Raw genomic sequence first — 26,104 nt, 5'->3', positions numbered from 1 at the left:
GGAGTAACAGGACCTTGTTCCCAGGCGTCCTTTTGGCACTGGCAACTGTGCCGACACATACACATATAGAAATGAAGCTTTCACCCCTAGAACAGCAGCCAAGACGGTACTAGGCTCAATGTTTTTAAGAGCGATTATGTCACCCCAGATTTTACCGATTTACCTTATCAACATTGATCGTGCGAGCGAGAGGCTGGCAGAGATAAGGCGGCAGAGTGCCGAATTTTCAATAGAAATCAATCGCGTCGAAGGTATCGACGGATCTCTCCTTACCCACGAGCAATGGGTTGATATCGATGAGCGGCTATTCCTCAGGCGTCATGGCAGGCACATTCTGCCTGGCGAATACGGATGCTATCGCAGTCATGTGCTGGCGCTTGAACGCATGCTTGCCGATGGTGTGGACGCAGCGGTCATCATCGAAGACGATGTGCTCATGGACAGGGAGTTCCTGGCTCGGGCGGCGGCAGCGAAAGAGGCTGCGCCCGATGCTGACGTGATAAAATTGGTAAACCATCGTTGGAAAGGTTTCAGAGCGCTTGCTCAAAGCACGGAAGGTGACGTTCTTGGCCGCTGTTTTTTTGGCCCGCAAGGATCTACGGCCTGCTATCTGGTCACGCGCAGCGGCGCACAAAAAATGATAGCGAAACTGCGGATCATGTCTTTGCCCTGGGACGTCGCCGTTGAGCGCGGCTGGGACATCGACATGTCAATCTATAGCACACGTGCGGATTTGGTCGGCTTTACCCACCTGCGGCAAAAAACGATGATCGGAACTCGAAAGACTTATCTTGCCGCCAAATTACCGATCTGGCGCAGGATGCCGGCCCATCTGTTCAGAGTGATCGATTTCTTTCGAAGGCTGGCCTATGTGCTCATTCGGCCACCCCTCGCAAGGACCTCTGCAATGAAAGTCCCAGAGAGAAGTCTGACCACTTCCTGACACTATCGTTCGGGCATGAACAGAAATCCTCCTGCTGCCAAACTGTACGGTCCGTGCTAATGATGGCGTCAGAGCGGCAGGTTTCGCATGGCGTTCATCAGAGAAGCAGCGCGCGCAGTGCCGGATCGCTTTGAAGGAACGGTTGGATGAGGATCATCATGTTCATCATTGTCATCTGCATGGTCGGCGCCGTGTTGAGCCTTGCATTTGTCGGCGGATCTGCAAAGTCGCAGATAGGCAAGGGTGGCAAGCTGCAGGCGTCGCTGACCTATATGGGCCCCCATTGAGCGCCGTGCCGCACTGCCTTCAGGAGCGACCCGCTTCTCTTTGAAGCCTGAGTTCGCGCAGGCGAGTTGTCTTTGTGTCGCGGGCTAGCGTCTCGTCGCGTATCATTTTCAGGGCGGCGGCAGAGACAGCGGCTTCCCTTTCACGCCGTTCCTCCAGTGAATTCTTCGGACGGGGCTTGTCTTGGTCGTTCATATTTTCGCTCCTATTCAGGGAAAGATAGGGCCGATCCGGCGAACGACAAGCAGCTGAAAATAATGAGGATCTGGACTTCGCAGTTCCGCGTTACCTCGCCCGGAGCACTCTGCGCGACGAGGCAGTTGACGGGCCAAGATTATTGCGACCTCACCCCACCCGCTATGACGCTTTTCCACAATAAGCGCATAAAGGGTTCGAATTTGTCGGGCGCGATGATACGAGAAGTAGGACCTGGGAGGCGACCAGCTCGCAATCCCGTTGCTTGGCAACCGGGCATGGATGGGGCAATGGGTCTGACGAGCCAGTCATCGTTCGTATACAAACAACCTATGGGGTAGTCAACCTATCCTGGCAGTCATAAACATTTAACCTTAAAATAAATGATTAATTTTCCGCCACATCTGCAGATCCGGTTCGTTCAATCTCTCGTGCGCCAAGTTGTTCTCAGGCCATAAATGGCTCATCCGGGGGTAGTGCGGTACCAATTCCAGATCAATCTTGACGGCGCCTTGTTGATAAAATGCTCAATAGGCAGGCCTCGAAATGGATCGAGTCCCATTGCGAGGCATCGACGCCTTGCTGCGAACACTCGCTATACTTGCGCCAGATTTCAAAGCGGCGGCTATATGACGTTTACTTGTTCGACCAACACAATCCTCCCGCCCTGCGCAGATTGACAAGCATGGACGAAGTTCGAAGAGTGCGATCCGACATGGTGAAATGCCATGCCGTCTTTTCCAGTCCCTATTGCGGCATTCGCTGCCGAACGGAAAGCGAATATCCCAAATGCCATCTCTTCGACTTGTTGCTGACGATCTGACCGGTGCACTGGATTCTGCCGCCGAGTTCGTTGGGCTATGCGGACCAATCCCTGTCAAATGGAACGGGTTATCCGACGACACCGGCACATCTCTTGCCATCGACAGCGGAACCAGGGAACGCTCTGCCTCGGAAGGAGCGGCCAGCGCTTCGGCACTTGGTCCTTTTCTCAATGGTGCGGATATCGCCTTCAAGAAGGTCGATAGTCTGTTGCGCGGACCCTGGGCCGCCGAACTTGCCGCATGTTTTGCACTCGGCCATTGGCGCCACTGCGTCATGGCCCCGGCATTTCCGCATCATGGCAGGCATACTCTGAATGGACGGCAATGGGCGCGTTCCGAAGACGGCTCCTGGCGCGACGTCGGTGGCGGCGATCTGGCGACCCACCTGCGCGCCCAGGGACGATTTGCAACATCCGGCAGAATTACCGACGGCCTACAGGACGGAGTAACGATTTTCGATGCGGCGACGGAAATCGATCTGATGCAAATTGCGTCACTGGCCTCCCAGGCGCGGGGTCCCATTCTGTGGTGCGGCGCCGGCGGTTTGGCAAGGGCGCTGGCGCGCGGCCATCACTTCACACCTCGGCGCGCGCTGGAAAAACCCATCCTGGGGTTCTTCGGCTCCGATCAAGCCGCCATGCGAGCGCAGCTCGAAGCTTGCCGACCGCATTGGATGACGGTTGGCGGCGAAAGCGACGTTGTTGCATTCGCTCATCGACTGGCGGGCAACGGTGTTGCGATGGTCGATGTCGAATTGCCTACCGATTTGCGAAGACAGGAAGCTGCAGCGCGTATAGCCTCAGCTTTCGATGATATTGTCGGCGGCGTGCGGAAACCCGGGACATTGATCGTTGCCGGTGGGGAAACGCTCCGCTCCGTATGCATGTCCCTCGGCGCAACTTCATTGGACGTCATCGGAGAAATCGAACCGGGCGTACCGCGTTCCGTCATGCGCGGCGGCCTGTGGGACGGTCTCGCGGTTGTTTCGAAATCGGGCGCGTTCGGCGAGCGGCATCTCTGGCGCGACCTGTTGATAGAAAACGGCCTTATGAAAGCGGAACTGGATTGATGAAGCGTCATCTGGCGATCACGATGGGCGATCCTGCCGGTATTGGGCCCGAGATCATCTTGAAGGCTGTCTATCGGCTAAGGTCCAGGATCGAATGTGGGGATCTGCGGCTCGTCATCATTGGCAGCGGCCCGTCCTTGGCTCTTGCCGATCAGCAACTCTGTTTCGACCTGTCGATCCCAGTGGTCGATATGGATGGAGCATGGCCAAACCTTTGCTTCATGCAGGCCGACCGGGAAGGAGAACCCATCGCGCCGGGCATTGTCTCGGCCGATGCTGGACGCATGGCTTTCAAGGCGATCGAGAAAGGCGTGCGCCTCGCGCTCGACGGAAAGATTGGCGGTATCGTGACCGCACCGTTGAACAAGGAGGCCTTGAACAAGGCAGGGTTTCATAATGCCGGCCATACGGAACTGCTCGCCCATCTGACCGGAGCAAAAAGCTCTGTCATGATGCTTGCCCACGGACCCATGCGCGTCAGCCACGTCACGACGCATGTCGCGCTGGAACAGGTTCCAAACCGGCTGACGCCGCAGCGGCTCCGCCTGGTGATTGATCTTACGGAGCAGGCGCTCCGCAGGCTCGGTATAGCGCGCCCGAAGATCGCCGTCGCCGCCCTCAATCCGCATGCCGGCGAAGGTGGCTTGTTTGGTCGTCAGGACATCGACATCTCGGCGCCGACCATAGCGGCGGCGGTATCGGATGGTCTTGATATCGTCGGCCCGGTCCCGGGAGATACCGTGTTTGTAAAGCTCAGGGCCGGGCAATATGACGCCGCCATCGCCATGTATCACGACCAGGGGCACATTCCCGTCAAACTGCTTGGTTTCGAGGTCGACTCCTCCACCGGCGAGTGGACGGCGCTCTCCGGCGTGAATATCACTCTCGGACTGCCGATCATCCGCACATCGGTCGATCACGGCACGGCCTTCGACATAGCCGGCAAGGGCATAGCCAGTGAACAAAGCCTGATCGAGGCGATCGAATTTGCCGAGCGGCTATCAGGTGCCGCCTCATGACATCAGCTGCAAATGCATTTCGATAAAGGAAATAGCCGCCTATGGAACCGAGACCATTTTAGGACCCTGGCAATCTCGGTGGCAAGCTGATCCTGGGTGTAGTGCCTTCCAAGGCGCGGGCAGATGCGCAAAGTCACGTTCGTTACGCCGTCTCTGTAGACGGTGCAGCGGAACGCACCCAGGAGCAAGGGTGATGTCGAACTGCACGGTAAGACTAAGCCGAAGAGATAACACTAGGACAATTGACGACGAGCGCGCTTTCTTGAAGATATGCGATGCGCGCGCAGAGACCGTCGACACCGAGCCTGAACCCAAAGAGCATATCGTCGACGGTCTCACCAACTCCCTTTTGCCCGATTCGCCTTCGTAATCGCCAGCAATTCGGGTGGATCGACGCTCCGTCATTGTGAAAACAGACCACCACGCCAGTTATACCCAACGATATTGCGTCAATCGAGAGCTTCACCTTACGTGAGACGAGTAGCTCATCTTGCATTTTATCGATTTTTATACAACTTTCCAAGTCTAGACAAAGGAATACTATCCGCATATTTGCCGGTGATATTCGACTTCGACGCTAATATCTTTGAAAAGGTGTGGACGAGAAAGCTGGCAGCATGCGGAATCCGGAACTCGATGAATGGTGCAAATCGCAGGAACGTTTCTTGCTCCAGCACATTGAGTGCCTTCGCCAGGGGCGCATTCGCGTCCACGCTGTCGAGAACAACCGGTTTATCGATACTACAGATGAGGTTACCGCCCATTTCAAGCAACAACTCGCCGATTTGAGAGCCTGCACGCGCGATCGAAAGTAGCGTTGGAGACTCCTCTCTCCGCCATCGACGGTGATATCGAGCAGCGCGCAATTCTTTTCCGTACAATGGAACTTTGGGACGGATATGTGTATTATGGCACAGTCTCTGGGACGAATGGGGAGTACTTTTAATGCAGGACGCTCAAGTGGGCTGGATCGCGGCCATCATCATCGGCGGTCTCGCCGGCTGGCTCGCTGAAATGTTTATGCGCAGCAACACTGGCATATTCATGAACATCATTCTCGGCATCGTTGGCGCGATTGTCGCCAACTTCATTCTTGGGGCACTGCATCTCAGCCTTGGTACCGGCTGGACCGCCTATCTGATTGCGGGCTTTATTGGCGCCTGCATTCTGATTGCACTCGGACGGTTGATCCGCAGATAGCTTGTCTGAAATATCAACGCCAATCGAAGGCCGACAAGTTCGACGACTTAGCCGGCCTTCTTTCTATTTAGAGTTTCGGCAATTCCGGGCGGCTGGCGAGCGCCTTTTCGATGACAGCGGCGACCTTGATGCGCGTTTCGCCGGTAAGCGGAAGACGCGGGCCGCGGACCCGATCGTTCGAGCCGATGGCATAGACTTCCGCAAGCTTGATGTTCTGCACCAGGAACGTCGAGACATCGAGGTCGAGCAACGGCCGGAACCAGCGGTAGATCGCCCGCGCCTCTTCCAGACGACCGGCCAGGACCAGCTTATAGATCGCAACCGTCTCCTTCGGGAAGGCAACCACCAGTCCGGCCACCCATCCATGCGCACCCATCACAAGGCTTTCGAAGGCGAGGTTGTCAACGCCCGTGAAAACATCGAAACGATCGCCGAAGGCGTTGAAGACGTCGGTGATGCGGCGGATGTCGTCGGTCGATTCCTTCATCGCCACAACGAGATCGTTCTTCGCCAGTTCCTCGAACATCGCGATGGTAACATCGACGCCATAGGCGATCGGGTTGTTGTAGACCATAATCGGCAATCCGCCGGCAGCAGCGACGGCCTGAACATGGGTCAGGGTCTCTCGCGGATCGGACTTGTACGGCACTCCGGGCAGGACCATGAAGCCATCCGCTCCGGCCTTCGCGGCTGCCTTGGCGGCCGCAGCACCCCGCCTGGTCGAGCTTTCGCAGATGGTCATCAGCACGGGGCGGACGCCCGCGACCGAGCGCGCCAGTTTCAGGATTTCGATTTTCTCGTCCGCCTCAAGCGTCATGTTCTCGCCGAGGGAACCGCATACGATCATGCCGTCGACGCCGGCATCGATCTGGAGACCAAAGCACCGCTCCATTTCGGCAAAGTCGAGGTCGCCGCTTTCAGTGAACTTCGTCGTAACAGCCGGGAAAACACCACGCCACATATCACCGCTCCTTTTATCTGATATATCACAGCACCTTGCCATCGCGAATGCGACATGTCAATATCTGATATATCAGAGCTCATCAGAATCGCCAAAATGCACAATTCGCAAAGCCACCTCGCCTATCTCGCCCTGGAACATTTGATTGTGACGCTGGCGCTAAAGCCAGGCGCACTGGTCACGGAGAAACAGCTGATAGAGCTCGCCGGTCACGGGCGTACGCCGGTTCGCGAGGCCATCCAGAAGCTCGCCTGGCAGGGCCTGATTGCCGTTCGTCCTCGTGTCGGCCTGCAGATTGCAGAGATTGGCCCTGAGGATCATGCCCATGTCATGCAGGTGCGCCGCGAGCTCGAGCCCCTCGCCGCCGCATTGGCGGCAGAGCATGCGAGCGCGGAGCAACGGGCGGCGTTGATCGAATGCGCGCGCCTGATGTCGGAATGCGCTATATCGGGCGACCTCTCGCGTTTCTTTATCGCCGACAAGACTTTCGACGAGGTCCTCGAAGAGGCTTGTCCCAACGCGTTCATCACCGCAGCGCTTGGTCCCGTGCAGACACATTCGCGCAGGCTCTGGTTTTCGACAGCCTCACCGGACAGGATGGACCGATCGATCTCGTTGCATGTTCGCGTCATCCGCGCGATCCATCAGGGAAAGCCAGAAGAGGCCGCGCCCGCAATGGCAGCGCTGATCGACTATCTCAGCGCGTGAAAAAGGCGGCTCCAAGGATGGGGCCGCCTCCTTAAACTAAACCAGCAAACAGATCAGCCGACGAAGGCGCGCTCGATGACGAATTCGCCTGGCTTGTTGTTGGAGCCTTCGTTGAGGCCGGCCCTTTCAAGCAGTTCCTTGGTTTCCTTGAGCATGGCCGACGAACCGCAGATCATGCCGCGGTCGATGGCGGGATCGAGCACTGGAACGCCGAGATCAGTGTAGAGCTTGCCGGAGGACATCAGGTCTGTGATGCGACCACGATAGTCGTAGTGTTCGCGGGTGACAGTCGGGTAGTGCCGAAGCTTGCTGCCGACAATCTCGTGCAGCAACTCGTCGTGCTGGATCTCGTGGACGAGATCGAAGCCATATTTCAGTTCGGCAACTTCGCGGCAGGTGTGGGTCAGAATGACCTCGTCGAACTTCTCGTAGGTTTCCGGATCACGGATGAGGCTCGCAAAGGGCGCCACGCCGGTTCCGGTCGAGAACATATAGAGCCGTTTTCCGGGAGTCAGCGCATCGAGCACCAGCGTTCCCGTCGGCTTCTTGCGCATCAAAACCTGGTCGCCTGGCTTGATTGCCTGCAGATGCGAGGTCAGCGGTCCGTCCGGCACCTTGATGGAGAAGAACTCCAGTTCGTCGGCCCAGGCGGGGCTTGCGATCGAATAGGCGCGGTAGATCGGCTTGCCCTCGACCATCAGCCCGATCATCGCGAATTCGCCGGAGCGGAAGCGGAAGCCCTGTGGCCGCGTCATGGTGAAGCGGAACAGCCGATCCGTGTAGTGGGTGACACTCAACACCGTCTCGGCAAAAACGCCAGCCGGGATGATGGAGGCAAACTCTTCGGTCTTTGCGGGGGCGTTCATGCTGTCTTTGATCCCGTCGTCGTCTGGGGCCTATTGTGCTGGAAGGCAGATATTATATTTCCGTGGGTATTTAAAGGCATTCCGTTCCACGCCAAGGGTGGTTCCAGGAAATATGCGTTTCCAGCTCAAGTTTGCATTCTAGATCGTGCGTATCGGCGACGTGCCGATATATTTGCCACCGCGCTCCTACCTTGGATCAGGCCGTCCTGGTCGATAGCCGGCGCCAGCTATAGCTCGGACCGGCTTCGGCGTGGCGCGCGGTCGGCTGATAGTGGTGCGAAATGCCGGGCAGCCGGTTTTCCGCCAGCCGCTTCAGCGCCGTCTCGTTGGTGACCGAGAAACTATCGATGCCACACCGCAGCATCAAGGGAATCTGGTCGATCAACACGTCGCCGACCGCACGCAACTCGTTGGCGTAGCCGAGACGCTGGCGAAGTAGCGACGCATGGCTGAAAGCGCGGCCGTCGTTAAAGGCCGGAAAGGCAACAGCGACGATTTCGAGGCGAGAAAGATAGGGCTCAAGCCTGGTGACATCGTCTGCGGGCTTTATCAGCACGCCGAGCCCGACATCGTTGCTTTCCTCAGCCTTGGCAATCATAGCATCGAGATCAAGCAGCGGCTTTTGCTGCTCGGTCGGCTTCACCTCTTCGGTCTCAACGATCCAGGGATCGTTCTCGACAAAACCGGTCTCTCTCCAGATCTTCGTCATCGTCATTTCCCCGTTATGCCGCTTCTGCCGCTGCCGAGCCATAGAGCGCATCCTTGAAAGGCTGCGGACCGACGCGACGATAGGCTTCGAGGAAGATTTCGGAGGGATTGAGGCGCAGATCGAGATAGGTGTTGACGATCGTTTCGATGGCGTCCGTTACCTTTGATGGTTCGAAACCGCGACCGATGATCTCGCCGATCGACGTATGCTCGTCGCCCGAGCCGCCAAGCGTGATCTGATAAAGCTCAGCGCCCTTCTTTTCGACACCCAGCAGGCCGATATGGCCGACGTGGTGATGGCCGCAAGCATTGATGCAGCCGGAGATCTTGATCTTGAGCTCGCCGATCTCCGCCTGGCGCTCGGCATTGCCAAACCGGCTCGAGATTTCCTGGGCAAGCGGAATGGAGCGCGCATTTGCAAGCGCGCAATAGTCGAGCCCAGGACAGGCAATGATATCGGTGATCAGGCCGGCATTCGCAGTCTGAAGGCCACCGGCGACCAGGCCGCGATAGACTGCTTCGAGGTCCGCCAGCGCCACATGCGGCAGGATGAGATTCTGCTCGTGGCTGACCCGGATTTCGTCGAAGGCATATTCCTCGGCGACGTCGGCGATGATGTCCATCTGCGCGTCCGACGCGTCGCCCGGAATACCGCCGATCGGCTTCAGCGAAATCGTCACCATGCCGTAGTCGGGGTTCTTGTGGGGCTTGACGTTCTGCTGGACCCATAGCGCAAACTGCGGATCGGCCTTCTTCCAGCGCGCCAGATTTTCCCAGCCCTCCGGACGCTCCGGCATGGCCGGCAAAGCGAAATAGGTCGAGATCGCTTGGACGTCGGCATCCGGCAACCTCAGTTCGGTATCCCGAAGCTGATTGAACTCCACCTCCACCTGACGCGCTAGTTCTTCGGCACCGGTCTCGTGGACAAGGATCTTGATGCGCGCCTTGTACTTGTTGTCGCGGCGGCCATGGAGATTGTACACGCGCATGATGGCAGTGGTGTAGGACAGCAAGTCTTCTTCCGGCAGGAAGTCGCGAATGAGCTTGGCGATCATCGGGGTACGACCCTGCCCGCCACCGACGTAGACGGCAAAACCGGTCTCGCCCTTGTCGTTCTTTTTCAGGTGCAGGCCAATATCGTGCACCTGGATCGCAGCGCGGTCGCGCTCGGCACCGGTAACGGCGATCTTGAACTTGCGCGGCAAGAACGAGAATTCCGGGTGGACCGATGACCACTGGCGCAGGATCTCGGCATAGGGCCTCGGGTCGGCAACTTCATCCGCTGCTGCGCCGGCGAAATGGTCAGCGGTGACGTTGCGAATGCAATTGCCCGAGGTCTGGATCGCATGCATCTCGACAGAGGCGAGTTCGTCGAGTACCGCGGGCATATCCGAGAGCTTCGGCCAATTGAACTGCAGGTTCTGGCGCGTGGTGAAATGGCCGTAGCCGCGGTCGTAGGTACGGGCGATATGGGCGAGCATGCGCAGCTGCCGCGAACTCAACGTGCCGTAGGGAATGGCGATGCGCAGCATATAAGCGTGCAGCTGCAGATAGACTCCGTTCATCAGGCGCAGCGGCTTGAAGGCATCTTCCGAAAGTTCGCCCGAAAGGCGGCGCTCGACCTGATCGCGAAACTGCGCGACGCGCTCGGCGACAAAGGCGTGGTCAAATTCGTCGTAGCGATACATCGTCTTCCTCAGGCATCAATAAATTTCGGATCGGCGACCGGATAGCCGGGCGCGTATTCCATGGTCGGGCCTTCGGCGCGGATGCGCTCGCGAAGCCGCAGCGGCCATAGAACTCCGTCGGTTTCATGTACTTCGATGATCGTGACGTCAACGACCTTGTTGTCGGCGTAGGATTTCTTGCCGATGGCCTCCAGGGCGGCAACAGCTTCCCCGTGACGCGCAACCAGCGCATCCTGCAGGGACGTCGCCCACTCGCCGTTCGCATTCAGCCAGACGGCAATTCCATCGGTCAGTCGGTTGGCGGTCAGAACCTTGTCTGCCATGTCAGCTCCTTGCAAATTCTTGGGCCACGGTCACCTTGTGGACCAGCGGCTCTGAATGGTCGAAATTGGCGCCGGCGACCGCGTCGCCGATGATGACCATGACTGGACCGGTCAGCTCATCGCGGAATTCGAGGTCAGGTAGGTCCTTCAGCGTACCGTGCATCAGGCGACGGTCGCAACGGCTGGCGTTCTCGATGACGGCAACTGTCGTTTCGGCTGGCAGACCGGCTTCCATAAGACGACCGGCGACGGAAGCGGCAACCGTGCGGCCCATATAGACTGCGATGGTGGCGCCGGAGATCGCAAGGCTCGCCCAATCCGGCAGGACATCGCCGGTGAGGTCGTGACCGGTGGTAAAGACCAGAGACGAGGCGACGCCGCGCAACGTCAGGGGCAGCTGGAAGTCGGCTGCAGCGGCAAAGGCGGACGTGATCCCCGGCACAACCTCATAGGAGATACCAGCACTTCTGAGCGCTGCCATCTCTTCCCCTGCCCGGCCATAGACCAGGGGATCGCCCGATTTCAGCCGGACGACGCGCTTACCATTGCGGCCAAGTTCCACCAGAAGATCGTTGATCTCTTCCTGGGACTTGGAATGGCAGCCCTTGCGCTTGCCGACCGAAAAACGCTCGGCATCGCGGCGGCCCATATCGACGATCGCCGGTGGCACGAGCGCGTCATAGACAATGGCATCCGCTTCCATCATCACCCGCTGCGCCCGCAGCGTCAGGAGATCCTCGGCACCGGGGCCGGCACCCACGAGCCAGACGTGGCCCGCAAGCCGTTCCGGGGACCGCAGCAGGTCGTTGGCTGCACGTTCCGCCTGGTGAAAATCGCCTGCATCGACGGCATCGGCAACAGCACCAGTAAAAAACCGTCTCCAAAACACCCGCCGCGCCACGCCGCGCGGAACGAGGTCTTCGGCCGCCTTGCGATAGCGAGTAGCCAACGCCGCCAGCTTGCCGAGCGAGGGCGAAAGCATCTGGTCGACCTCGGCGCGGATCATCTGCGCAAGGACGGGACCTGCACCTTCTGTCCCGACGGCCACAGCGACCGGAGCCCGGTTGACCAAAGCCGGTGTGAAGAAATCGCAATGCTCGGGCTGGTCGACCGCATTGGCTGGTATCTTTTCGGCGCGAGCGCAGGCGGCGATTTCGCGGTCCATTGCAGCGTCGCCGGTCGCAGCAAAGACCAGCACTGCACCCTTGACCTGGTCGGGTGAAAACGCAAGGCGTACGGTCTCGATGCCGTTGGCCTCGAGGACGGTTGCGTAGTGCGCCTCGGGCGCGTCGGCATAGGCGACTATGCGAGCCTGGGTGTTCATCAGAAGCCGCGTCTTGGCGTAAGCTTCGTCGCCATTGCCGAAGACAGCCGCGATCCTGCCTTCCACGCGCATGAAGGCTGGAAATACCGAAAGCTGGTCAGTCCTGGGAGGCATTATCAATCCACTTCGAGAAGGCCCGAATATGGCGGTTAACAGCAAGAGATTGAAGAAACAGAAATTCCCGGGACAAGAGCCTCGCGTATTCTTTTACCCGACAGACCCGAGAATTGAGCAAAACCCACCACTCGGCCCTGTTAGCAACATCTGGTATTCGTTGTGGCAAACAAAGTCCATGTGTCATTTCCGCTTTCCGCAGGGGCTCGGATGCGGGTAAAGTCGCCTGCAAATAAGGAGTGCCAAGCTTGTCTTCCAACACCATTGCAGCCCGTCTCCTCGAGGTCATTGAGGACAACATCCTGCCGCTGACGGCAAAAGGCGTCTCCGTTGGAAACAAGGTGTTCGGCGCCGCGATCCTGCGCAAGTCGGATCTGTCGCTTGTGGTCGCCGAGGCCAACAACGAGCTTGAAAATCCGCTCTGGCATGGCGAGGTTCACACACTGAAGCGCTTTTACGAAATGGGCGAAAAACCGGCAACGAAGGACCTTATTTTCCTTTCAACGCATGAGCCATGCACAATGTGCATGTCGGCAATCACCTGGGCTGGCTTCGATAACTTCTACTATTTCTTCAGCCATGAGGATTCGCGCGACAGTTTCGCCATTCCCCATGACCTGAAGATACTGATGGAGGTCTTCGGCCTCGAGCCCGGCGGCTATCGCAAGCGGAACGCATTCTGGAACAGCTTTGCGATTACCGATCTGGTCGAGACGGAAACAGCGGCAATAAAAGCCGAGCTGAAAGCGCAGACGGCTCGCATCAAGGCCGCCTATGACGGGCTTTCGAAAAGCTATCAGGCGTCGAAGAGCGAAAACGCAATCCCCCTTAACTGAAACAGACAGACGATCGAAAGAGGCTCCTATGCAACCGTCGAAGGACATATCCCGGCTGGTCGAAATCATGTCGGCATTGCGGGACCCCGTAAACGGTTGCCCGTGGGACGTGGTGCAGACCTTCGAAAGCATCAAGCCTTATACGATCGAGGAGGCCTACGAGGTCTCCGACGCCATCGAACGCCGGGACATGGGGGACCTCTGCGAGGAGCTTGGAGACCTTCTGCTGCAGGTCGTCTTCCATGCGCGGATGGCTGAAGAAGCCGGCGAATTCTCTTTTGGCGACGTGGTCGAGGCGATTACGCGAAAGATGATCCGCCGGCACCCACATGTCTTCGCCATCTCCGAAGCTTCGACGCCCGGCGCTGTCAAGAAGCAGTGGGAGGAGATCAAGAACGAGGAAAAACGGGAGCGGGCCGAGCGGCGAGCGCGCCTGGGCATCGCGGAAGATTTCACCAGCGGTTTTCTCGGCTCGGTCCAGCGCAGCTTCCCGGCGCTCACGGAAGCAATCAAATTGCAGGAGCGCGCCGCAAAGGTTGGCTTCGACTGGTCGGCGCCTGAGCCGATCCTCGACAAGATCGAGGAGGAAATCGATGAGCTGCGCGTCGCGCTCAAGGATGGTGACCGAGCCAAGGTCAGCGACGAACTGGGCGATCTGATCTTTGCGGTCGTCAATATCGGCCGGTATGTCAATGCCGATCCCGAGCAAGCGCTTCGCGGGACGAATACGAAATTTCGTCGCCGATTCAGTCACATAGAGCAAACACTTGAAGCGGAAGGCGAGACGCTCGAAGGCGCTACGCTTGAGCGTATGGAAGACATCTGGCAGGCGGCGAAGTCAATCGAACGCCAGCTGGCCTGATTGCCGGCCGGTTCCGTGGCAATGCCTTAAGTCATTCCCAGTCTTCACCCTGCGGCTTCGGGCCATTGCCCATCCGCCGCTCGAGCTCGCCAGCTTCCACTTCCGACAGGCGGACATCCAGCGAGACGGTGCCATCCTCGTTGTCTTCGCGTGCATCGACGATCGCATGGCTGTAGAGCCATGGGAGCAGCGCCAGCTTGTCGACAGGCAGGGTGATGGTCGCCTCTGTCATCACGCCGGAGAGCCTGCCGCTGATCTCTTCCATGAGACGATCGACGCCTTCGCCTGTGATGGCCGAAACGGCGACGATGTTCTTTGAGGAGGCAACCTTCTGCAGCGTTGCGTCGTGCGCCTCGGGTTCCAGCCGGTCGATCTTGTTCCAGACCTCGACGATACGATCCGCACCTTCGGCGTCACCGATGCCGAGATCACTGAGGATGCGCATGACATCCGAATTTTGCGCCGCATTATCGTCGTCCGACATGTCACGCACATGAAGGATCAGGTCGGCTTCCAGCACCTCTTCCAGCGTCGCGCGGAAGGCGGCGACAAGATGGGTCGGCAGATCGGAGATGAAGCCAACGGTGTCGGACAGGATGACGGTGCGGCCCTGTGGCAGCTTCATGCGGCGTAGCGTCGGGTCGAGCGTCGCAAAAAGCATGTCTTCCGCCAGTACGCCGGCGCCGGTAATACGATTGAAGAGTGTCGATTTTCCAGCATTGGTGTACCCGACCAGCGCCACGATCGGATGCGGCACCTTGCGGCGCTTGGCGCGATGAAGCTGCCGGGTGCGCACCACCTGCTCGAGTTCGCGCTCCAGCTTGATGATGCGATCCTGCAGTTGACGACGGTCGGCTTCGATCTGGGTTTCACCCGGGCCACCCATGAATCCGGCACCACCGCGCTGGCGTTCAAGGTGGGTCCAGCTGCGGACCAGACGGCCCTTCTGATAATTGAGATGCGCAAGATCGACCTGCAGAGTGCCTTCCTTGGTGGAGGCGCGGCGGCCGAAGATTTCGAGAATGAGCCCTGTCCGGTCGATGACCTTGGCGTTCCATTCCTTTTCGAGATTGCGCTGCTGCACCGGCGTCAAGGGATGATCGACTATGACGAGGCCGGCGTCGAACTCGTCCAGCAGCGCGCCGATTTCCTCGATCTTGCCGCTGCCGAGCAGCGTTCCGGGGCGCGGATCGTTGATCGGAACGATCGCACCATGAACGACTTCCAGATCGATCGCGTGCGCAAGCCCCTTTGCCTCTTCGAGACGGCTCTCGGACGAGCGCGTGGTCGTCAGCGTCGCATCGGCCTTGGCAGCCTTGTTCGCGCGTGCCTGCTTCAGAACAGGGACGATGACAACCGCCTTCATGTCATCCCGGTGCTTCAAAGCTTCCGGGATGATGGATTCATTTTTCGTATCGCGTGTCGTGATGACGGCATATCCTATCTAGGATGCGTTCAGGATGCGGCTTCTTCGCTCTCGAACATCTGCATCGGCTGGCCCGGCATGATGGTTGAAATCGCATGCTTGTAGACAAGTTGCGAATGACCGTCGCGCCGCAGCAGGACGCAGAAGTTGTCGAAGGACGTAACGACGCCCGTGAGCTTTACACCGTTGATCAGGAATATAGTGAGTGAAATCTTCTGTTTGCGAACAGTATTTAAAAATAAGTCCTGCAAATTCTGAGAACGTTCCGCCATCGCGCCGCTTCTTTCTTTATTGCCGGCCCCGTGGACCGGTGGAATTCAGACATAGACCTCGTGTCCGGAAAGGAGAGGCCCTCCACTCTCCCCCAGCAAATCTTGGTATCAAATCGCAGTCTTTTCCGCAATGTCGAAAAAGGCCTCTCTAATTTTCTGCGACACGCTACCGGGATGGCCGTTTGCAATCGCCTGTCCATCGATGGAAACGATGGGAAAACAAATGCTTGTGGCAGCCGTGACGAAAACTTCGCGCGACGCCATCATTTCCTCGACGGAGAAAAAACGTTCCTCGAGCGGCAGTCCAAGTTTGGCTGCGATATCGATCAACGTGGTACGGGTGATGCCTCTGAGGATACCGTGCTCGGCAGGTCTGGTGACCAGTTTGCCGTCGGCATCAACGATCCAGACGTTGGTCGCGGCACCTTCCTTCACCATGCCGTTGTGGTCGACATAGATCGCTTCCTGGGCGCCCGCCTCCTTGGCCTGCTGGCGCGCCAGCGCGTTGGGCAGGAGGCCGACCGACTTGATGTCGACGCGATCCCAGCGATTGTCGCGTACCGTGATCGCCTTGATGCCGAAGGCATTCTTCCGGGCGATTGCGGATTGATCGGTGCTCTTGGCCGTGACGACGATCGACGACGGCGTGCCGTCCGCTGGGAAGACGTGGTCGCGACGCGCGACGCCGCGTGTGACCTGCAGGTAGAACATGCCATTGCGAACGCGATTGCGCCGCAGCGTCTGGCAAATGACGACAACCAGCGCTGCTCGGGTCATCGGCCGGGCAATCCGCAGCTCTGCGAGCGACCGGTCGAGGCGGTTCAGGTGGCGTGTCAGATCGACGATCAGCCCATGGCGCACCTCGCAGACTTCGTAGACGCCATCCGCAAACTGATAGCCACGGTCTTCCACATGGACCATGGCGTCGGCATGCGCCAGGTAGCGTCCATTCACATAGGCAATTCTCGGCATCTCGGACCTTGCTGGAGAGGATCAATGGAAACCCATCGTCCCGCGGAGCTAAGTGCGGCCGCGGGAAATCAGTATCAAACGCCGAGCGACTTCAGCTTGCGATGTAGCGCCGAGCGCTCCATGCCGACAAACTCCGCCGTGCGCGAGATATTGCCGCCGAAACGATTGATCTGCGCGATCAGATAGTCGCGCTCGAACATTTCGCGGGCTTCGCGCAAGGGCAGCGTCATGATGTGATAGTCGTTCTGCGCCGAGACCTTCGGCAGCATGTCGCCAAGGTCAGTCGGCAGCATCTCGGCCGTGATCGGCGAATCTGGTCCGTCGGTCCGGGCAAGAATCATCAGCCGCTCGATGTTGTTGCGGAGCTGGCGGATATTGCCGGGCCAATCATGCGCCTGCAGCACTGCCATTGCGTCATCGCCGATGCGGCGCGGGCGGATGCCGGCCTGTTCGGAAATCTGGCGCATCAGTTGGTCGACCAAGAACGGGATATCTTCGCGGCGCTCGGCAAGAGCCGGCACGCGGACCGGCACGACGGCGAGGCGATGATATAGGTCCTCACGAAACAGGTTTTCGGCAATGCGGCTTTCAAGATTATAGGCGGTCGACGAGATGATGCGGACATCGACCTTCACCCGCTTTGATCCGCCTACTCGTTCGAACTGCTGATCAACCAATACGCGCAGGATCTTGTTCTGGGTCTCGCGCGGCATTTCGCCGACTTCGTCGAGGTAGAGCATGCCGCGATGTGCTTCCTCCAGCGCGCCGACCTTGCGGGACTGGCCTGGTGAGCCCTCCGTGCCGAAGAGCGCGACTTCCATGCGATCCGGCGTGATATTGGCCGCATTGAGCGCCACGAACGGACCGTTGGCCCGCATCGATTTCTTGTGCATCATGCGCGCCACGAGTTCCTTGCCGGAACCCGACGGGCCGAAGATCATGACGCGGCTGTTGGTCGGGGAGACCTTGTCGATGGTCTGGCGCAGCTGCGACACGGCAATCGACGTACCGATCAGCTCGATGGTGTCGCCGGTCCGCCTCTTCAGATCGACGAGTTCCTTCTTCAACTTGGAATTCTCAAGCGCCCGCTCGGCGATCAGGATGAGACGATCGGCCTTGAAAGGCTTCTCGATGAAGTCGAAGGCACCACGCTTGATGGCGGAGACAGCGGTTTCGACGTTACCGTGGCCCGAGATCATGACGACAGGCAAATCAGGGTGACGGGCCTTGATCTCATCTAGAAGCGCCAGCCCATCGAGCTTACTGCCCTGCATCCATATGTCGAGAAAGACCAGCCGCGGTGCGCGATCCGAAATCGCGGCGAGCGCGCTGTCGCTGTCGTATGCGGTGCGGGTCTCGTGCCCTTCATCGGATAGAATTCCCGAGACAATCTCCCGAATGTCCTCCTCGTCGTCCACCACGAGAATATCAGAGGCCATAAACTGTTTCCTTGTCGCTTGCGGTCTGGGGGACGGTGGCCAGTTCACGGCGCGGCAGATGCACGCGGATCATGGCTCCCCTACCCCCGTCGAATTCAGCGGGAGCATCGTGTAGTTCGAGCTGTCCGCCGTGGTCTTCAATGATCTTCTTGACGATCGCGAGGCCGAGCCCGGTGCCCTTTTCGCGCATCGTCATATAGGGTTCGAGTATGCTGTGACGGTTCTCGACGGGCAGGCCGCGACCGTTGTCGATCACATCGACGGTAAAGCGATCGCGTTCACTATCGAGCGAAGCACGAATAAGGATTTTCGAACCATCGCGACTTTCGCTGCTGGGAACAGCCTCGATTGCTTCTACCGCGTTCTTGATGAGGTTGCCGAAAGCCTGGCCCAGCATGCGCTGGTCGAACATGCCGACCAACGGCTCGCTGCCGAGTTCGCGTTCGAATTTGACGTGATTGTTTCCCATCTCGCGCAGGAATAGGGCATCCCGAAGGATATTGCGAAGATCGGTCGGCTCCATCGTCGGCTTGGGCATACGGGCGAAGGACGAGAACTCATCGACCATGCGGCCGATGTCGCCCACCTGACGGATGATGGTATCCGTACACTGGTCGAAGACCGCACGGTCGTTCTCATCGATCTGCTTGCCATAGCGGCGGCGAATGCGCTCCGCCGACAGCTGGATCGGCGTCAGCGGGTTCTTGATCTCGTGCGCGATGCGCCGCGCGACGTCCGCCCACGCCGTCGAGCGCTGGGCGATGACGAGATCGGTGATATCGTCAAGCGTAATGACATAGGACTCCTTCAAGTCCCTCGCTTCCTCGCGCGTGACCTGGACGCTGAGGGTCCGAACCGTGCCGCCGCGCACGAGACTGATCTGCTTGCGGAAATCGTTGCGGTGACGGGCGGCGGCCTCCGTGACGACCTGATCGACCTCCGGTGCGATGTCAACCAGGCTCCGACCAAGAAGCTCGCTGCTTTCAAGCGTCAGCAGGATTTCGGCGGCATTGTTGACGATGGTGATGCGGCGGTCGTGCTCGACGCCGATCACCGCCGCCGTCACGCCTGACAGCACGGCCTCGATGAACCGGCGGCGATCGTCGACCTCGTCCTTGGCCTCGAGGATTTCGTCGCGCTGGGTGCGTATCTCCGAAATCATCTTGTTGAACGTGCGCGACAGGCTTCCGACATCGCCGTCGGCGGCGCGGACCGGCACCAGAACGTTCATGTTGCCGGAGGCGACATTGTCGGCGGCGCTGATCAGCAGGCGGATCGGCCGCACGATACGATCGGCAACCGCGATCGCCGTCCAGATCGCGGCCAGCAGCACGATCAGTGCAAAGCCGATATAGAGCACGGCAAAGGCGATCTGCAGGGACATGCGCCCGCCCTCCATCGCCTTGTACTCCGCAGTGTTTTCCTCGACCATCCGCATCGCGCTCATGACGCGCGGGTCGACCGCCCGCACCGTGTAGAGAAAGGCTCCCGGAATATCGTCAAGCTTGATAATTGCCCCCACCAGGTTGGTGACACCAGGCGGTATAAGCGTCGGCTGGCCACCCGCAGAAGCTTCGAGCGCATCCTTGGGGATTGCCGGTAAAGGCCGCTCGGTCTTGATATCGGCCTGCAAGATCGCGGTGCCGTCGCGCCGCACGAGGAAGGCCCCGAGAAGGCCGCGCCCGCGGGCCTGGCGCGTCATCAGTTCTGCGAAACCGGTCTGGTCGAGGCTATAGAGGGCGCGATTGCGCTCGAGATCGTTACCCATCGATACCGTCTGCCCCTGAAGGTAGCTGGCGTTTTCCATCAGATAGGCTTGCGCGACGTTCTGGGAGGAGCTGATGATCTGCTGTGTGCGAAGCGCGAACCAGCGGTCAAGACCGACATTCAGCGTCAGGCTGGCGAAGATCGCAACCAGGATAGCCGGAGTGATCGCCACGATCGAGAACAGCACGACAATTCGAATGTGCAGACGGGCTGCAGCACGGCCGCGACTTCTAGCCTTTTGCAGGCGAACCACCTCGCGTCCGATCAGGACGATCATCGCCAGGACGAAGAAGGAGTTCACCGCTGCGGAGGCGAGAACGACGTTGGAATTGGGCGGGATCGGCGTCAGGCCGAGGAGAATGAACAGGGTGGCGGTCGCGCAGAGAAGCGCCACGCCGGCCAATGCCAGGCCCGGAAGGGCGAAGGAGGCGCGGCGGTCCGTCACCTTGACGATCGCCTCGTTGCCCGCCGCCGGCGTGGCTGCTTCCTGCTGCATTCCATTCGTCTCCCGGCATGGGCGCCCGAAGGCGCCTTGCCTGATTTGGTCCGACCAATCTGGCTGTGGCGTCGGCGATTGTCGGGACCTGGATGATCGCAGGCGGACGCGGCATTCGTCACCACCAGCCAACTGGTTTCAGCGATCATACAGCCAACTGCAGAAAGCCAAAAACCTTGATCTTCCGCTCCGACAAGTGGAGCTTTCCCTTGAAATCGCGCATGCAAATCGGCCAATCGGCTGCGTGACCTTTAAGCAACGCATTGTGGCGAAAATGCAACGCTATGGGTGACATTGTCAAGTACCGCAGCGGTCAGGCGGTGCGGGAGCTCCGATAAACCGAAACGCCAAGTTCGCGGATCTTCTTGCGCAGGGTATTGCGGTTCAGCCCCAGCAAATCGGCGGCCTTGATCTGGTTTCCGCGCGTCGCGGTCAGCGCTGCGAGGATCAGCGGATATTCAAGCTCGGTCAAAACGCGATCGTAAAGGCCGGCGGGCGGTAAGCCTTCGCCAAAGCTTGCGAAATAGGCGCGCATGTTCTCCTCGACCGCCTGGGCGATGGTCATGCTGCCGTTGCGGGCGGGTCCCTTGTCGATGGGGCTATCAGGGACATCGGCGCGCAGTTCCGCATCGATGATTTCGCGGCTGATCACATCCTGTGGATAAAGCGCCATCAGACGGCGAATAAGGTTCTCCAGCTCGCGCACGTTGCCCGGCCAGGGATAAGCCTTCATCAACTCCAGCGCTTCCTGGTCGAATCGCTTGGAGCCGAGACCCTCTTTTTCTGCCTGCTGGATGAAATGGCGAACGAGATCCGGGATATCCTCGGCGCGATCACGCAGCGGCGGCAGACGCAGCGGCACGACATTGAGGCGATAGTAGAGGTCCTCGCGGAATTGCCCCTGATTGATCGCCTGCTTCAGGTCCTTGTTGGTGGCGGCAACGATGCGGACATCGGTGCGGATCGGCGTTCGGCCGCCGACCGTGGTGTATTCGCCCTGCTGCAGCACCCGCAGCAGCCGCGTCTGCGCATCCATCGGCATATCGCCAATTTCGTCGAGGAACAGCGTGCCGCCCTCGGCCTGCTCGAAGCGCCCGGTGGAGCGCGTCTGCGCTCCCGTAAAGGCGCCCTTTTCGTGGCCGAACAACTCCGACTCGATCAGGTCGCGCGGGATAGCCGCCATATTGATGGCAACGAACGGGCCATTGCGGCGCTTGCCGTAGTCATGCAGCGCCCGTGCCACCAATTCCTTGCCGGTGCCGGATTCGCCGGTGATCATTAGGGTAAGGTCGGTCTGCATCAGGCGGGCGAGCACACGATAGATTTCCTGCATAGCGGCCGACCGACCGACCAGCGGCATGCCATCTTGCATGTCGTCCTCGATCTTCACCGGCTTGCGCTTTGGCTCGGAAAGGGCGCGCCCGATGATCGCGATCAGCTCGGTAAGGTCGAAAGGCTTTGGCAGGTAGTCGTAGGCCCCCTTCTCCGAGGCCTTGATGGCCGTCATGAACGTATTCTGGGCGCTCATGACCAACACTGGCAGGTCTGGACGAGCCTTCTTGATGCGTGGCAGCAGATCGAAAGCATTCTCGTCCGGCATGACGACGTCGGTGACCACGAGATCGCCCTCGCCCGCCGAAATCCACCGCCAAAGAGTCGCGGCATTGGATGTGATACGGACATCGTAGCCGGCGCGGCTCAAGGCCTGATTGAGGACCGTGCGAATGGCAGCATCGTCATCAGCGACAAGGATCGTGGCAGTCATTTATGAGGTCCTGTAAAGTTCGCGGGATTGGCGTCTTCGAGGGTTATGCCTTTGGAGGCCGGCATGAGAACGCGGAACGTCGTCTTGTGGTTCTGGCTATCGCATTCGACGATGCCGCCATGATCGCCGATGATCTTGGCAACCAAGGCAAGGCCCAGTCCCGTGCCGTTCATCTTCGTGGTGACGAAAGGATCGAACAGGTGTGGCAACAGATCCGCGGGCACGCCAGGGCCATTGTCTATGACGCAAAACTCCAGCGGCAACGAAATCTTTTCACGGGAACCTGCGACCGAAAGGCGAATGCCGGGACGGTAAGCCGTCGTCAACATGATCTCGCCCTCCGGCTTGTCGCCAACCGCCTCGGCGGCGTTCTTCACAAGGTTCAGGAAGATCTGTACCAGTTGGTCACGATTGGCATAGACCGCGGGCAATGACGGGTCGTAAAGCTCCGAGATCTTGATATTGCGGGCAAAACCGGCCTTCGCGACCGCCTTTACGTGGTCCAGCACCGAATGGATATTAACCGGCACGCGGTCTACCGGCCGCTCGTCGGAAAAGACCTCCATCCGGTCGACCAGCGAGACGATGCGGTCGGTCTCGTCGCAGATCAGCCGCGTCAGCGCCCGGTCCTCGTCCTCCACCGACTGCTCAAGAAGCTGGGCCGCACCTCGGATACCCGACAGCGGGTTCTTGATCTCGTGGGCAAGCATCGAGGCAAGGCCGGTTACCGAGCGAGCAGCTGCGCGGTGGGTCAACTGGCGATCGATCTTGTCGGCCATCGACCGTTCCTGGAACACGATCACCACCGATCCCGGCTCGCTCACGACAGGCGCCACATAGAGATCGACAAGTTTGTCCTGGCCGAGCCGCGGCGAACTAAGATCGACACGATATTCGTTGACCGGCGCGCGACGCTCGCGAACCTGGTCGATTAGAGCCAGAAGCGGGCTTCCGAATGGAATGAAGGTCGAGATATTGTAGCGGGCGAGATGTGAAGCGCTCGCCCCGAAAAACGCCTCTCCCTCCCAGTTGGCGAAGGTCATCAAGCCCGCCTCGTCGACCATGACGACCGGGTTCTGGATGGCGTTGAGAACGGCCATCGCCAGGGCATTTCTTGTATTTGTGGACGGCACGGAGTCGGTATCGGAACTCATGCGGCCTCCTGTGCGCGTGGCGTAAGATCGATATTGGCTCTCAGCGCCTCGCCCATGAGCGACGCCACCTCGGCAGGGTTTCCCGATGTCATGATGCGCGCCTTGTCCGCGCCGGATATTGCCGTCGCGTACCGGGCGAGATACCAGCCAAGATGCTTGCGAGAATGGCGAACGCCGACGGTCTCGCCATAGAAATCAAGCATGGCGGCATAGTGCTCCAGCGCAATGTCGGCAATCTCGTCTTGCCCGGGCAGGTCGTAACCCGCCAGCACGCCGGCGTGCCACGGCCGCCCCTGACAGCCCCTGCCGATCATCACAGCATCGGCGCCCGAACGGCGAAGAATCTTCTCGGCATCCTCAGCGTTGTCGACGTCGCCATTGGCGACCAGTGGGATGGACAATACGTCCCGCACCGCCCGGATCGCATCCCAATCCGCCTTGCCCTCGTAGAACTGCATCCGGGTGCGACCATGGATCGTCACCATCTGAATGCCGGCAGCTTCAGCTCGCCTCGCTATCTCAGGTGCGTTGATCGATTTTTCGTCCCAGCCGAGCCGCATCTTCAACGTCACCGGCACATTGACGGCCTTGACCGTTGCCTCGATAAGGCTAAGCGCATGGTCGGGGTCGCGCATCAATGCAGACCCGGAATAGCCGCCAATCACCTTCTTGGCCGGGCAACCCATGTTGATGTCGATAATGTCGGCACCGTTGTCGACGGCGATTCTTGCGGCATCCGCCATCCAATGGGCTTCCCGACCGGCGAGCTGCACCATATGGGGCTTGAGGCCGGCGCTTTTCAGGCGAGACCAGGATTCTCCCGCGTCGAGCACGAGCTCGCGGCTAGCGACCATCTCCGTGACAACAAGCCCGGCGCCGTATCGCAACGCCAGACGACGAAAGGGCAAATCGGTGACGCCGGACATCGGCGCGAGGATCACGCGGTTTCGGATCGGGATCGTGCCGATGGAAAACGGAGCTGCTAGATTGACGAGGGACAATTGATTATCTTTCAGGCACGCCTTATGCTTGCACTATTTTTAGCCATAATTATGGAGCTTGCCAAGCGGTTTCAGCGAAAGCCGATATTTTTTGGGCAAATGCTGGAAAATGCCCGGTCCAGGCGATAGACCGCTGCTATCGCAATGCCTGTTTCTCCGAGGTTTATGACGCAAATGCATTCAAAGCAACCGATGTCGGTCGGAATAGTTATCGTGGCGGCAGGCCGCGGCGAACGCGCCGGTTCTCCGCAGGACGGCCCAAAGCAATACCGGCCTATCGGTGGCAAGGCGGTTATCGCCCATACACTTGAAAAATTCATGACATGGCCGCAAGCATCGCAAATCGTTATTGTCATCCATGCCGATGACGAAGCGCTTCTGCGCAAGGCAATCGACCCGATCAGCGGTGCCGACAAGGTAATCGTGGCTATTGGCGGTGCGACGCGGCAGCAATCAGTGCTGGCTGGCCTCAGGGCATTTCAGGCAAGCGGTATCACCCATGTGTTGATCCACGATGCCGTTCGACCCTTTTTCGATCAAGATCTCCTCGACCGTGTCGCAAGGGCGCTCGAGGTGGGAGCACTTGCCGTCCTGCCGGCGATCCCGGTGTTGGACACGCTGAAGCGGGGCGGCAACGACGGATGCGTTACCGAAACCGTGCCGCGCGCCGGCCTCTTCGCCGCTCAGACGCCGCAGTCCTTCCGCTTCGACGCTATACTTGCCGCGCATGAGCAAGCGGCGCTGGCGGGCGCCGGAGAATTTACCGACGATGCTGCCATCGCGGAATGGGCAGGCGTTCCCGTGACCTTGGTTGCGGGTGCGGTGGACAATGTCAAACTGACGATAAAGAGGGATATCGCCATGGCCGACGAGCGGCTTTCTGCGACTGCGTTGCCGGATGTCAGAACCGGCAATGGCTATGATGTGCACCAGTTGGAGCCCGGCGACGGCGTAACGCTCTGCGGTGTTTTCATTCCGCACGACCAGACCCTCAAGGGCCATTCGGACGCTGATGTCGCGCTGCATGCGCTCACCGATGCGCTGCTTGCCACCTGCGGCGCCGGCGACATCGGCGATCACTTCCCGCCGTCCGATCCGCAATGGCGAGGCGCTGCGTCACGCATATTCATCGAGCATGCGGCAAGGATCGTTCGTGAAAACGGCGGGACGATCATGAATGCCGACGTTACCCTCATTGCCGAGGCGCCGAAGGTCGGTCCCCACCGCGACGCCATGCGCGCCAGGCTTTCGGAATTTCTCGATATCAGCCTGGAGCGATGCTCGGTGAAGGCGACGACCAACGAACAAATCGGCTTCGTCGGTCGGCGCGAAGGCATCGCTGCAATTGCCACGGCGACGGTCGTCTATCGCGGAAGAAAGACATGAGCAATTTCCCCGATGAGATCATGAGCCTTGCCGAGCGCGTCGTCACCATATTTGCGGCACGAGGGCTTATGGTAGCGACCGCCGAATCCTGTACCGGCGGACTGATCGCCGGAGCCTTGACCGAAATCTCCGGATCGTCCGCAGTGGTCGAGCGTGGCTTTGTCACCTATACGAACACTGCAAAAGTCGAGATGCTTGGCGTTCAGGAAGAGACGCTCGTAGGCTTTGGCGCAGTATCAAGGGAAACTGCACTGCAGATGGTGCACGGCGCCCTATTCCGTTCACGCGCGCATTTTGCCGTCGCGGTCACCGGTATCGCCGGCCCAGGCGGTGGATCGACCGACAAGCCGGTCGGCCTTGTCCACCTCGCGGCGAAGTCACGCGACGGCGGTCTTCTCCACCGCACGATGCGATACGGCGATATCGGTCGCGATCGGGTGCGGTTGGCGACGGTTGCAACAGCGCTCGAGATGTTGCTCGAGTTGGCTCACGCATAGATCT

The 26,104-nt window shown here is 59.3% G+C and carries 26 protein-coding genes; 10 read left to right on the top strand and 16 right to left on the bottom strand.

What is annotated here, in order from left to right; translation table 11 throughout:
• Positions 1–136 precede the first annotated feature (136 nt).
• Positions 137–943, top strand: a complete 807-nt coding sequence (locus AB4Z52_RS11450; protein ID WP_442218031.1) for a glycosyltransferase family 25 protein — start codon at positions 137–139, stop codon at positions 941–943.
• Between the two features lie 146 nt (positions 944–1,089).
• A complete protein-coding gene (locus tag AB4Z52_RS11445; protein WP_442218030.1) occupies positions 1,090–1,230 on the top strand; it encodes a hypothetical protein in 141 nt (46 codons plus the stop codon).
• Between the two features lie 19 nt (positions 1,231–1,249).
• Here AB4Z52_RS11445 and AB4Z52_RS11440 read toward each other — a convergent pair whose 3' ends face one another.
• Entirely contained in the window at positions 1,250–1,423 is a 174-nt protein-coding gene (locus tag AB4Z52_RS11440; protein WP_442218029.1) for a hypothetical protein, read from the bottom strand.
• A 789-nt stretch (positions 1,424–2,212) separates the two neighbouring features.
• Between AB4Z52_RS11440 and AB4Z52_RS11435 the strand changes: the two genes are divergently transcribed.
• Together AB4Z52_RS11435 and pdxA are read left to right on the top strand one after the other, a co-directional pair.
• Positions 2,213–3,316, top strand: a complete 1,104-nt coding sequence (locus AB4Z52_RS11435) for a four-carbon acid sugar kinase family protein (RefSeq protein ID WP_442218028.1) — start codon at positions 2,213–2,215, stop codon at positions 3,314–3,316.
• On the top strand, positions 3,316–4,335 hold the full coding sequence (gene pdxA, locus AB4Z52_RS11430; RefSeq protein WP_442218027.1) for a 4-hydroxythreonine-4-phosphate dehydrogenase PdxA: 1,020 nt from the start codon (positions 3,316–3,318) through the stop codon (positions 4,333–4,335). Before AB4Z52_RS11435 ends, pdxA begins: the two co-directional genes overlap by 1 nt.
• Positions 4,336–4,832: 497 nt before the next feature.
• Here pdxA and AB4Z52_RS11425 read toward each other — a convergent pair whose 3' ends face one another.
• Positions 4,833–5,201, bottom strand: coding sequence for a hypothetical protein (locus tag AB4Z52_RS11425; protein ID WP_442218026.1), 369 nt, complete (start codon positions 5,199–5,201; stop codon positions 4,833–4,835).
• A gap of 79 nt (positions 5,202–5,280) precedes the next feature.
• Here AB4Z52_RS11425 and AB4Z52_RS11420 point away from each other — a divergent pair, with 79 nt between their 5' ends.
• Complete coding sequence (locus AB4Z52_RS11420; protein WP_442218025.1) at positions 5,281–5,535, top strand: GlsB/YeaQ/YmgE family stress response membrane protein; 255 nt, start codon at positions 5,281–5,283, stop codon at positions 5,533–5,535.
• A gap of 67 nt (positions 5,536–5,602) precedes the next feature.
• On the opposite strand, the gene AB4Z52_RS11415 is transcribed toward AB4Z52_RS11420, so the two are convergent.
• Positions 5,603–6,496 (bottom strand): dihydrodipicolinate synthase family protein, encoded by an 894-nt coding sequence (locus tag AB4Z52_RS11415; protein ID WP_442218024.1) that lies wholly within the window; start codon positions 6,494–6,496, stop codon positions 5,603–5,605.
• Positions 6,497–6,592: 96 nt separating this feature from the next.
• On the opposite strand from AB4Z52_RS11415, the gene AB4Z52_RS11410 reads away from it, so the two are divergent.
• The gene (locus tag AB4Z52_RS11410; protein ID WP_442218023.1) at positions 6,593–7,204 is read left to right on the top strand and encodes a GntR family transcriptional regulator; all 612 of its coding nucleotides are present in this window, start codon (positions 6,593–6,595) and stop codon (positions 7,202–7,204) included.
• Positions 7,205–7,257: 53 nt separating this feature from the next.
• Here the strand turns inward: AB4Z52_RS11410 and AB4Z52_RS11405 are convergent, their stop codons facing one another.
• The 5 genes from AB4Z52_RS11405 to cysG form a co-directional block, all read right to left on the bottom strand.
• Positions 7,258–8,070 carry a ferredoxin--NADP reductase gene (locus AB4Z52_RS11405; RefSeq protein WP_442218022.1) on the bottom strand — a complete coding sequence of 271 codons (813 nt, stop codon included), beginning with the start codon at positions 8,068–8,070 and terminating at the stop codon, positions 7,258–7,260.
• A 196-nt stretch (positions 8,071–8,266) separates the two neighbouring features.
• Positions 8,267–8,779, bottom strand: a complete 513-nt coding sequence (locus AB4Z52_RS11400; protein ID WP_442218021.1) for a DUF934 domain-containing protein — start codon at positions 8,777–8,779, stop codon at positions 8,267–8,269.
• Between the two features lie 13 nt (positions 8,780–8,792).
• The gene (locus AB4Z52_RS11395; RefSeq protein WP_442218020.1) at positions 8,793–10,466 is read right to left on the bottom strand and encodes a nitrite/sulfite reductase; all 1,674 of its coding nucleotides are present in this window, start codon (positions 10,464–10,466) and stop codon (positions 8,793–8,795) included.
• A gap of 8 nt (positions 10,467–10,474) precedes the next feature.
• Positions 10,475–10,789: a DUF2849 domain-containing protein gene (locus AB4Z52_RS11390; RefSeq protein ID WP_442218019.1), complete on the bottom strand. Its 315-nt coding sequence runs from the start codon at positions 10,787–10,789 to the stop codon at positions 10,475–10,477.
• Between the two features lies 1 nt (position 10,790).
• The gene (cysG, locus tag AB4Z52_RS11385) at positions 10,791–12,227 is read right to left on the bottom strand and encodes a siroheme synthase CysG (RefSeq protein WP_442218018.1); all 1,437 of its coding nucleotides are present in this window, start codon (positions 12,225–12,227) and stop codon (positions 10,791–10,793) included.
• A gap of 248 nt (positions 12,228–12,475) precedes the next feature.
• Between cysG and AB4Z52_RS11380 the strand changes: the two genes are divergently transcribed.
• Positions 12,476–13,063, top strand: a complete 588-nt coding sequence (locus AB4Z52_RS11380; protein ID WP_442218017.1) for a nucleoside deaminase — start codon at positions 12,476–12,478, stop codon at positions 13,061–13,063.
• 28 nt (positions 13,064–13,091) lie between these two features.
• Positions 13,092–13,925, top strand: a complete 834-nt coding sequence (gene mazG, locus AB4Z52_RS11375; RefSeq protein WP_442218016.1) for a nucleoside triphosphate pyrophosphohydrolase — start codon at positions 13,092–13,094, stop codon at positions 13,923–13,925.
• A gap of 31 nt (positions 13,926–13,956) precedes the next feature.
• Here the strand turns inward: mazG and hflX are convergent, their stop codons facing one another.
• The 8 genes from hflX to dusB all read right to left on the bottom strand — a co-directional run bounded on the left by hflX (position 13,957) and on the right by dusB (position 24,232).
• The gene (hflX, locus tag AB4Z52_RS11370) at positions 13,957–15,291 is read right to left on the bottom strand and encodes a GTPase HflX (protein ID WP_442218015.1); all 1,335 of its coding nucleotides are present in this window, start codon (positions 15,289–15,291) and stop codon (positions 13,957–13,959) included.
• Between the two features lie 89 nt (positions 15,292–15,380).
• Positions 15,381–15,623, bottom strand: coding sequence for an RNA chaperone Hfq (gene hfq, locus AB4Z52_RS11365; RefSeq protein WP_003539403.1), 243 nt, complete (start codon positions 15,621–15,623; stop codon positions 15,381–15,383).
• A 108-nt stretch (positions 15,624–15,731) separates the two neighbouring features.
• A complete protein-coding gene (locus AB4Z52_RS11360; protein ID WP_442218014.1) occupies positions 15,732–16,595 on the bottom strand; it encodes a D-amino-acid transaminase in 864 nt (287 codons plus the stop codon).
• A 74-nt stretch (positions 16,596–16,669) separates the two neighbouring features.
• Positions 16,670–18,034 carry a nitrogen assimilation response regulator NtrX gene (gene ntrX / locus AB4Z52_RS11355; protein ID WP_442218013.1) on the bottom strand — a complete coding sequence of 455 codons (1,365 nt, stop codon included), beginning with the start codon at positions 18,032–18,034 and terminating at the stop codon, positions 16,670–16,672.
• The gene (locus AB4Z52_RS11350) at positions 18,024–20,297 is read right to left on the bottom strand and encodes an ATP-binding protein (protein ID WP_442218012.1); all 2,274 of its coding nucleotides are present in this window, start codon (positions 20,295–20,297) and stop codon (positions 18,024–18,026) included. The genes ntrX and AB4Z52_RS11350 overlap by 11 nt, the downstream gene beginning before the upstream one ends.
• A gap of 313 nt (positions 20,298–20,610) precedes the next feature.
• On the bottom strand, positions 20,611–22,062 hold the full coding sequence (gene ntrC / locus AB4Z52_RS11345; protein ID WP_442218011.1) for a nitrogen regulation protein NR(I): 1,452 nt from the start codon (positions 22,060–22,062) through the stop codon (positions 20,611–20,613).
• A complete protein-coding gene (locus tag AB4Z52_RS11340; protein ID WP_442218010.1) occupies positions 22,059–23,216 on the bottom strand; it encodes a two-component system sensor histidine kinase NtrB in 1,158 nt (385 codons plus the stop codon). The genes ntrC and AB4Z52_RS11340 overlap by 4 nt, the downstream gene beginning before the upstream one ends.
• Entirely contained in the window at positions 23,213–24,232 is a 1,020-nt protein-coding gene (dusB, locus tag AB4Z52_RS11335) for a tRNA dihydrouridine synthase DusB (RefSeq protein WP_442218088.1), read from the bottom strand. Before dusB ends, AB4Z52_RS11340 begins: the two co-directional genes overlap by 4 nt.
• 150 nt (positions 24,233–24,382) lie before the next feature.
• On the opposite strand from dusB, the gene AB4Z52_RS11330 reads away from it, so the two are divergent.
• Together AB4Z52_RS11330 and AB4Z52_RS11325 are read left to right on the top strand one after the other, a co-directional pair.
• A complete protein-coding gene (locus tag AB4Z52_RS11330) occupies positions 24,383–25,603 on the top strand; it encodes a bifunctional 2-C-methyl-D-erythritol 4-phosphate cytidylyltransferase/2-C-methyl-D-erythritol 2,4-cyclodiphosphate synthase (protein WP_442218009.1) in 1,221 nt (406 codons plus the stop codon).
• Positions 25,600–26,100, top strand: a complete 501-nt coding sequence (locus AB4Z52_RS11325; protein ID WP_442218008.1) for a CinA family protein — start codon at positions 25,600–25,602, stop codon at positions 26,098–26,100. Before AB4Z52_RS11330 ends, AB4Z52_RS11325 begins: the two co-directional genes overlap by 4 nt.
• Positions 26,101–26,104 lie beyond the last annotated feature (4 nt).

Source organism: Rhizobium sp. 2YAF20 (genome assembly GCF_052114685.1).
Lineage (GTDB): Bacteria > Pseudomonadota > Alphaproteobacteria > Rhizobiales > Rhizobiaceae > Rhizobium.
This window is presented reverse-complemented; position numbering and strand designations above follow the sequence as displayed.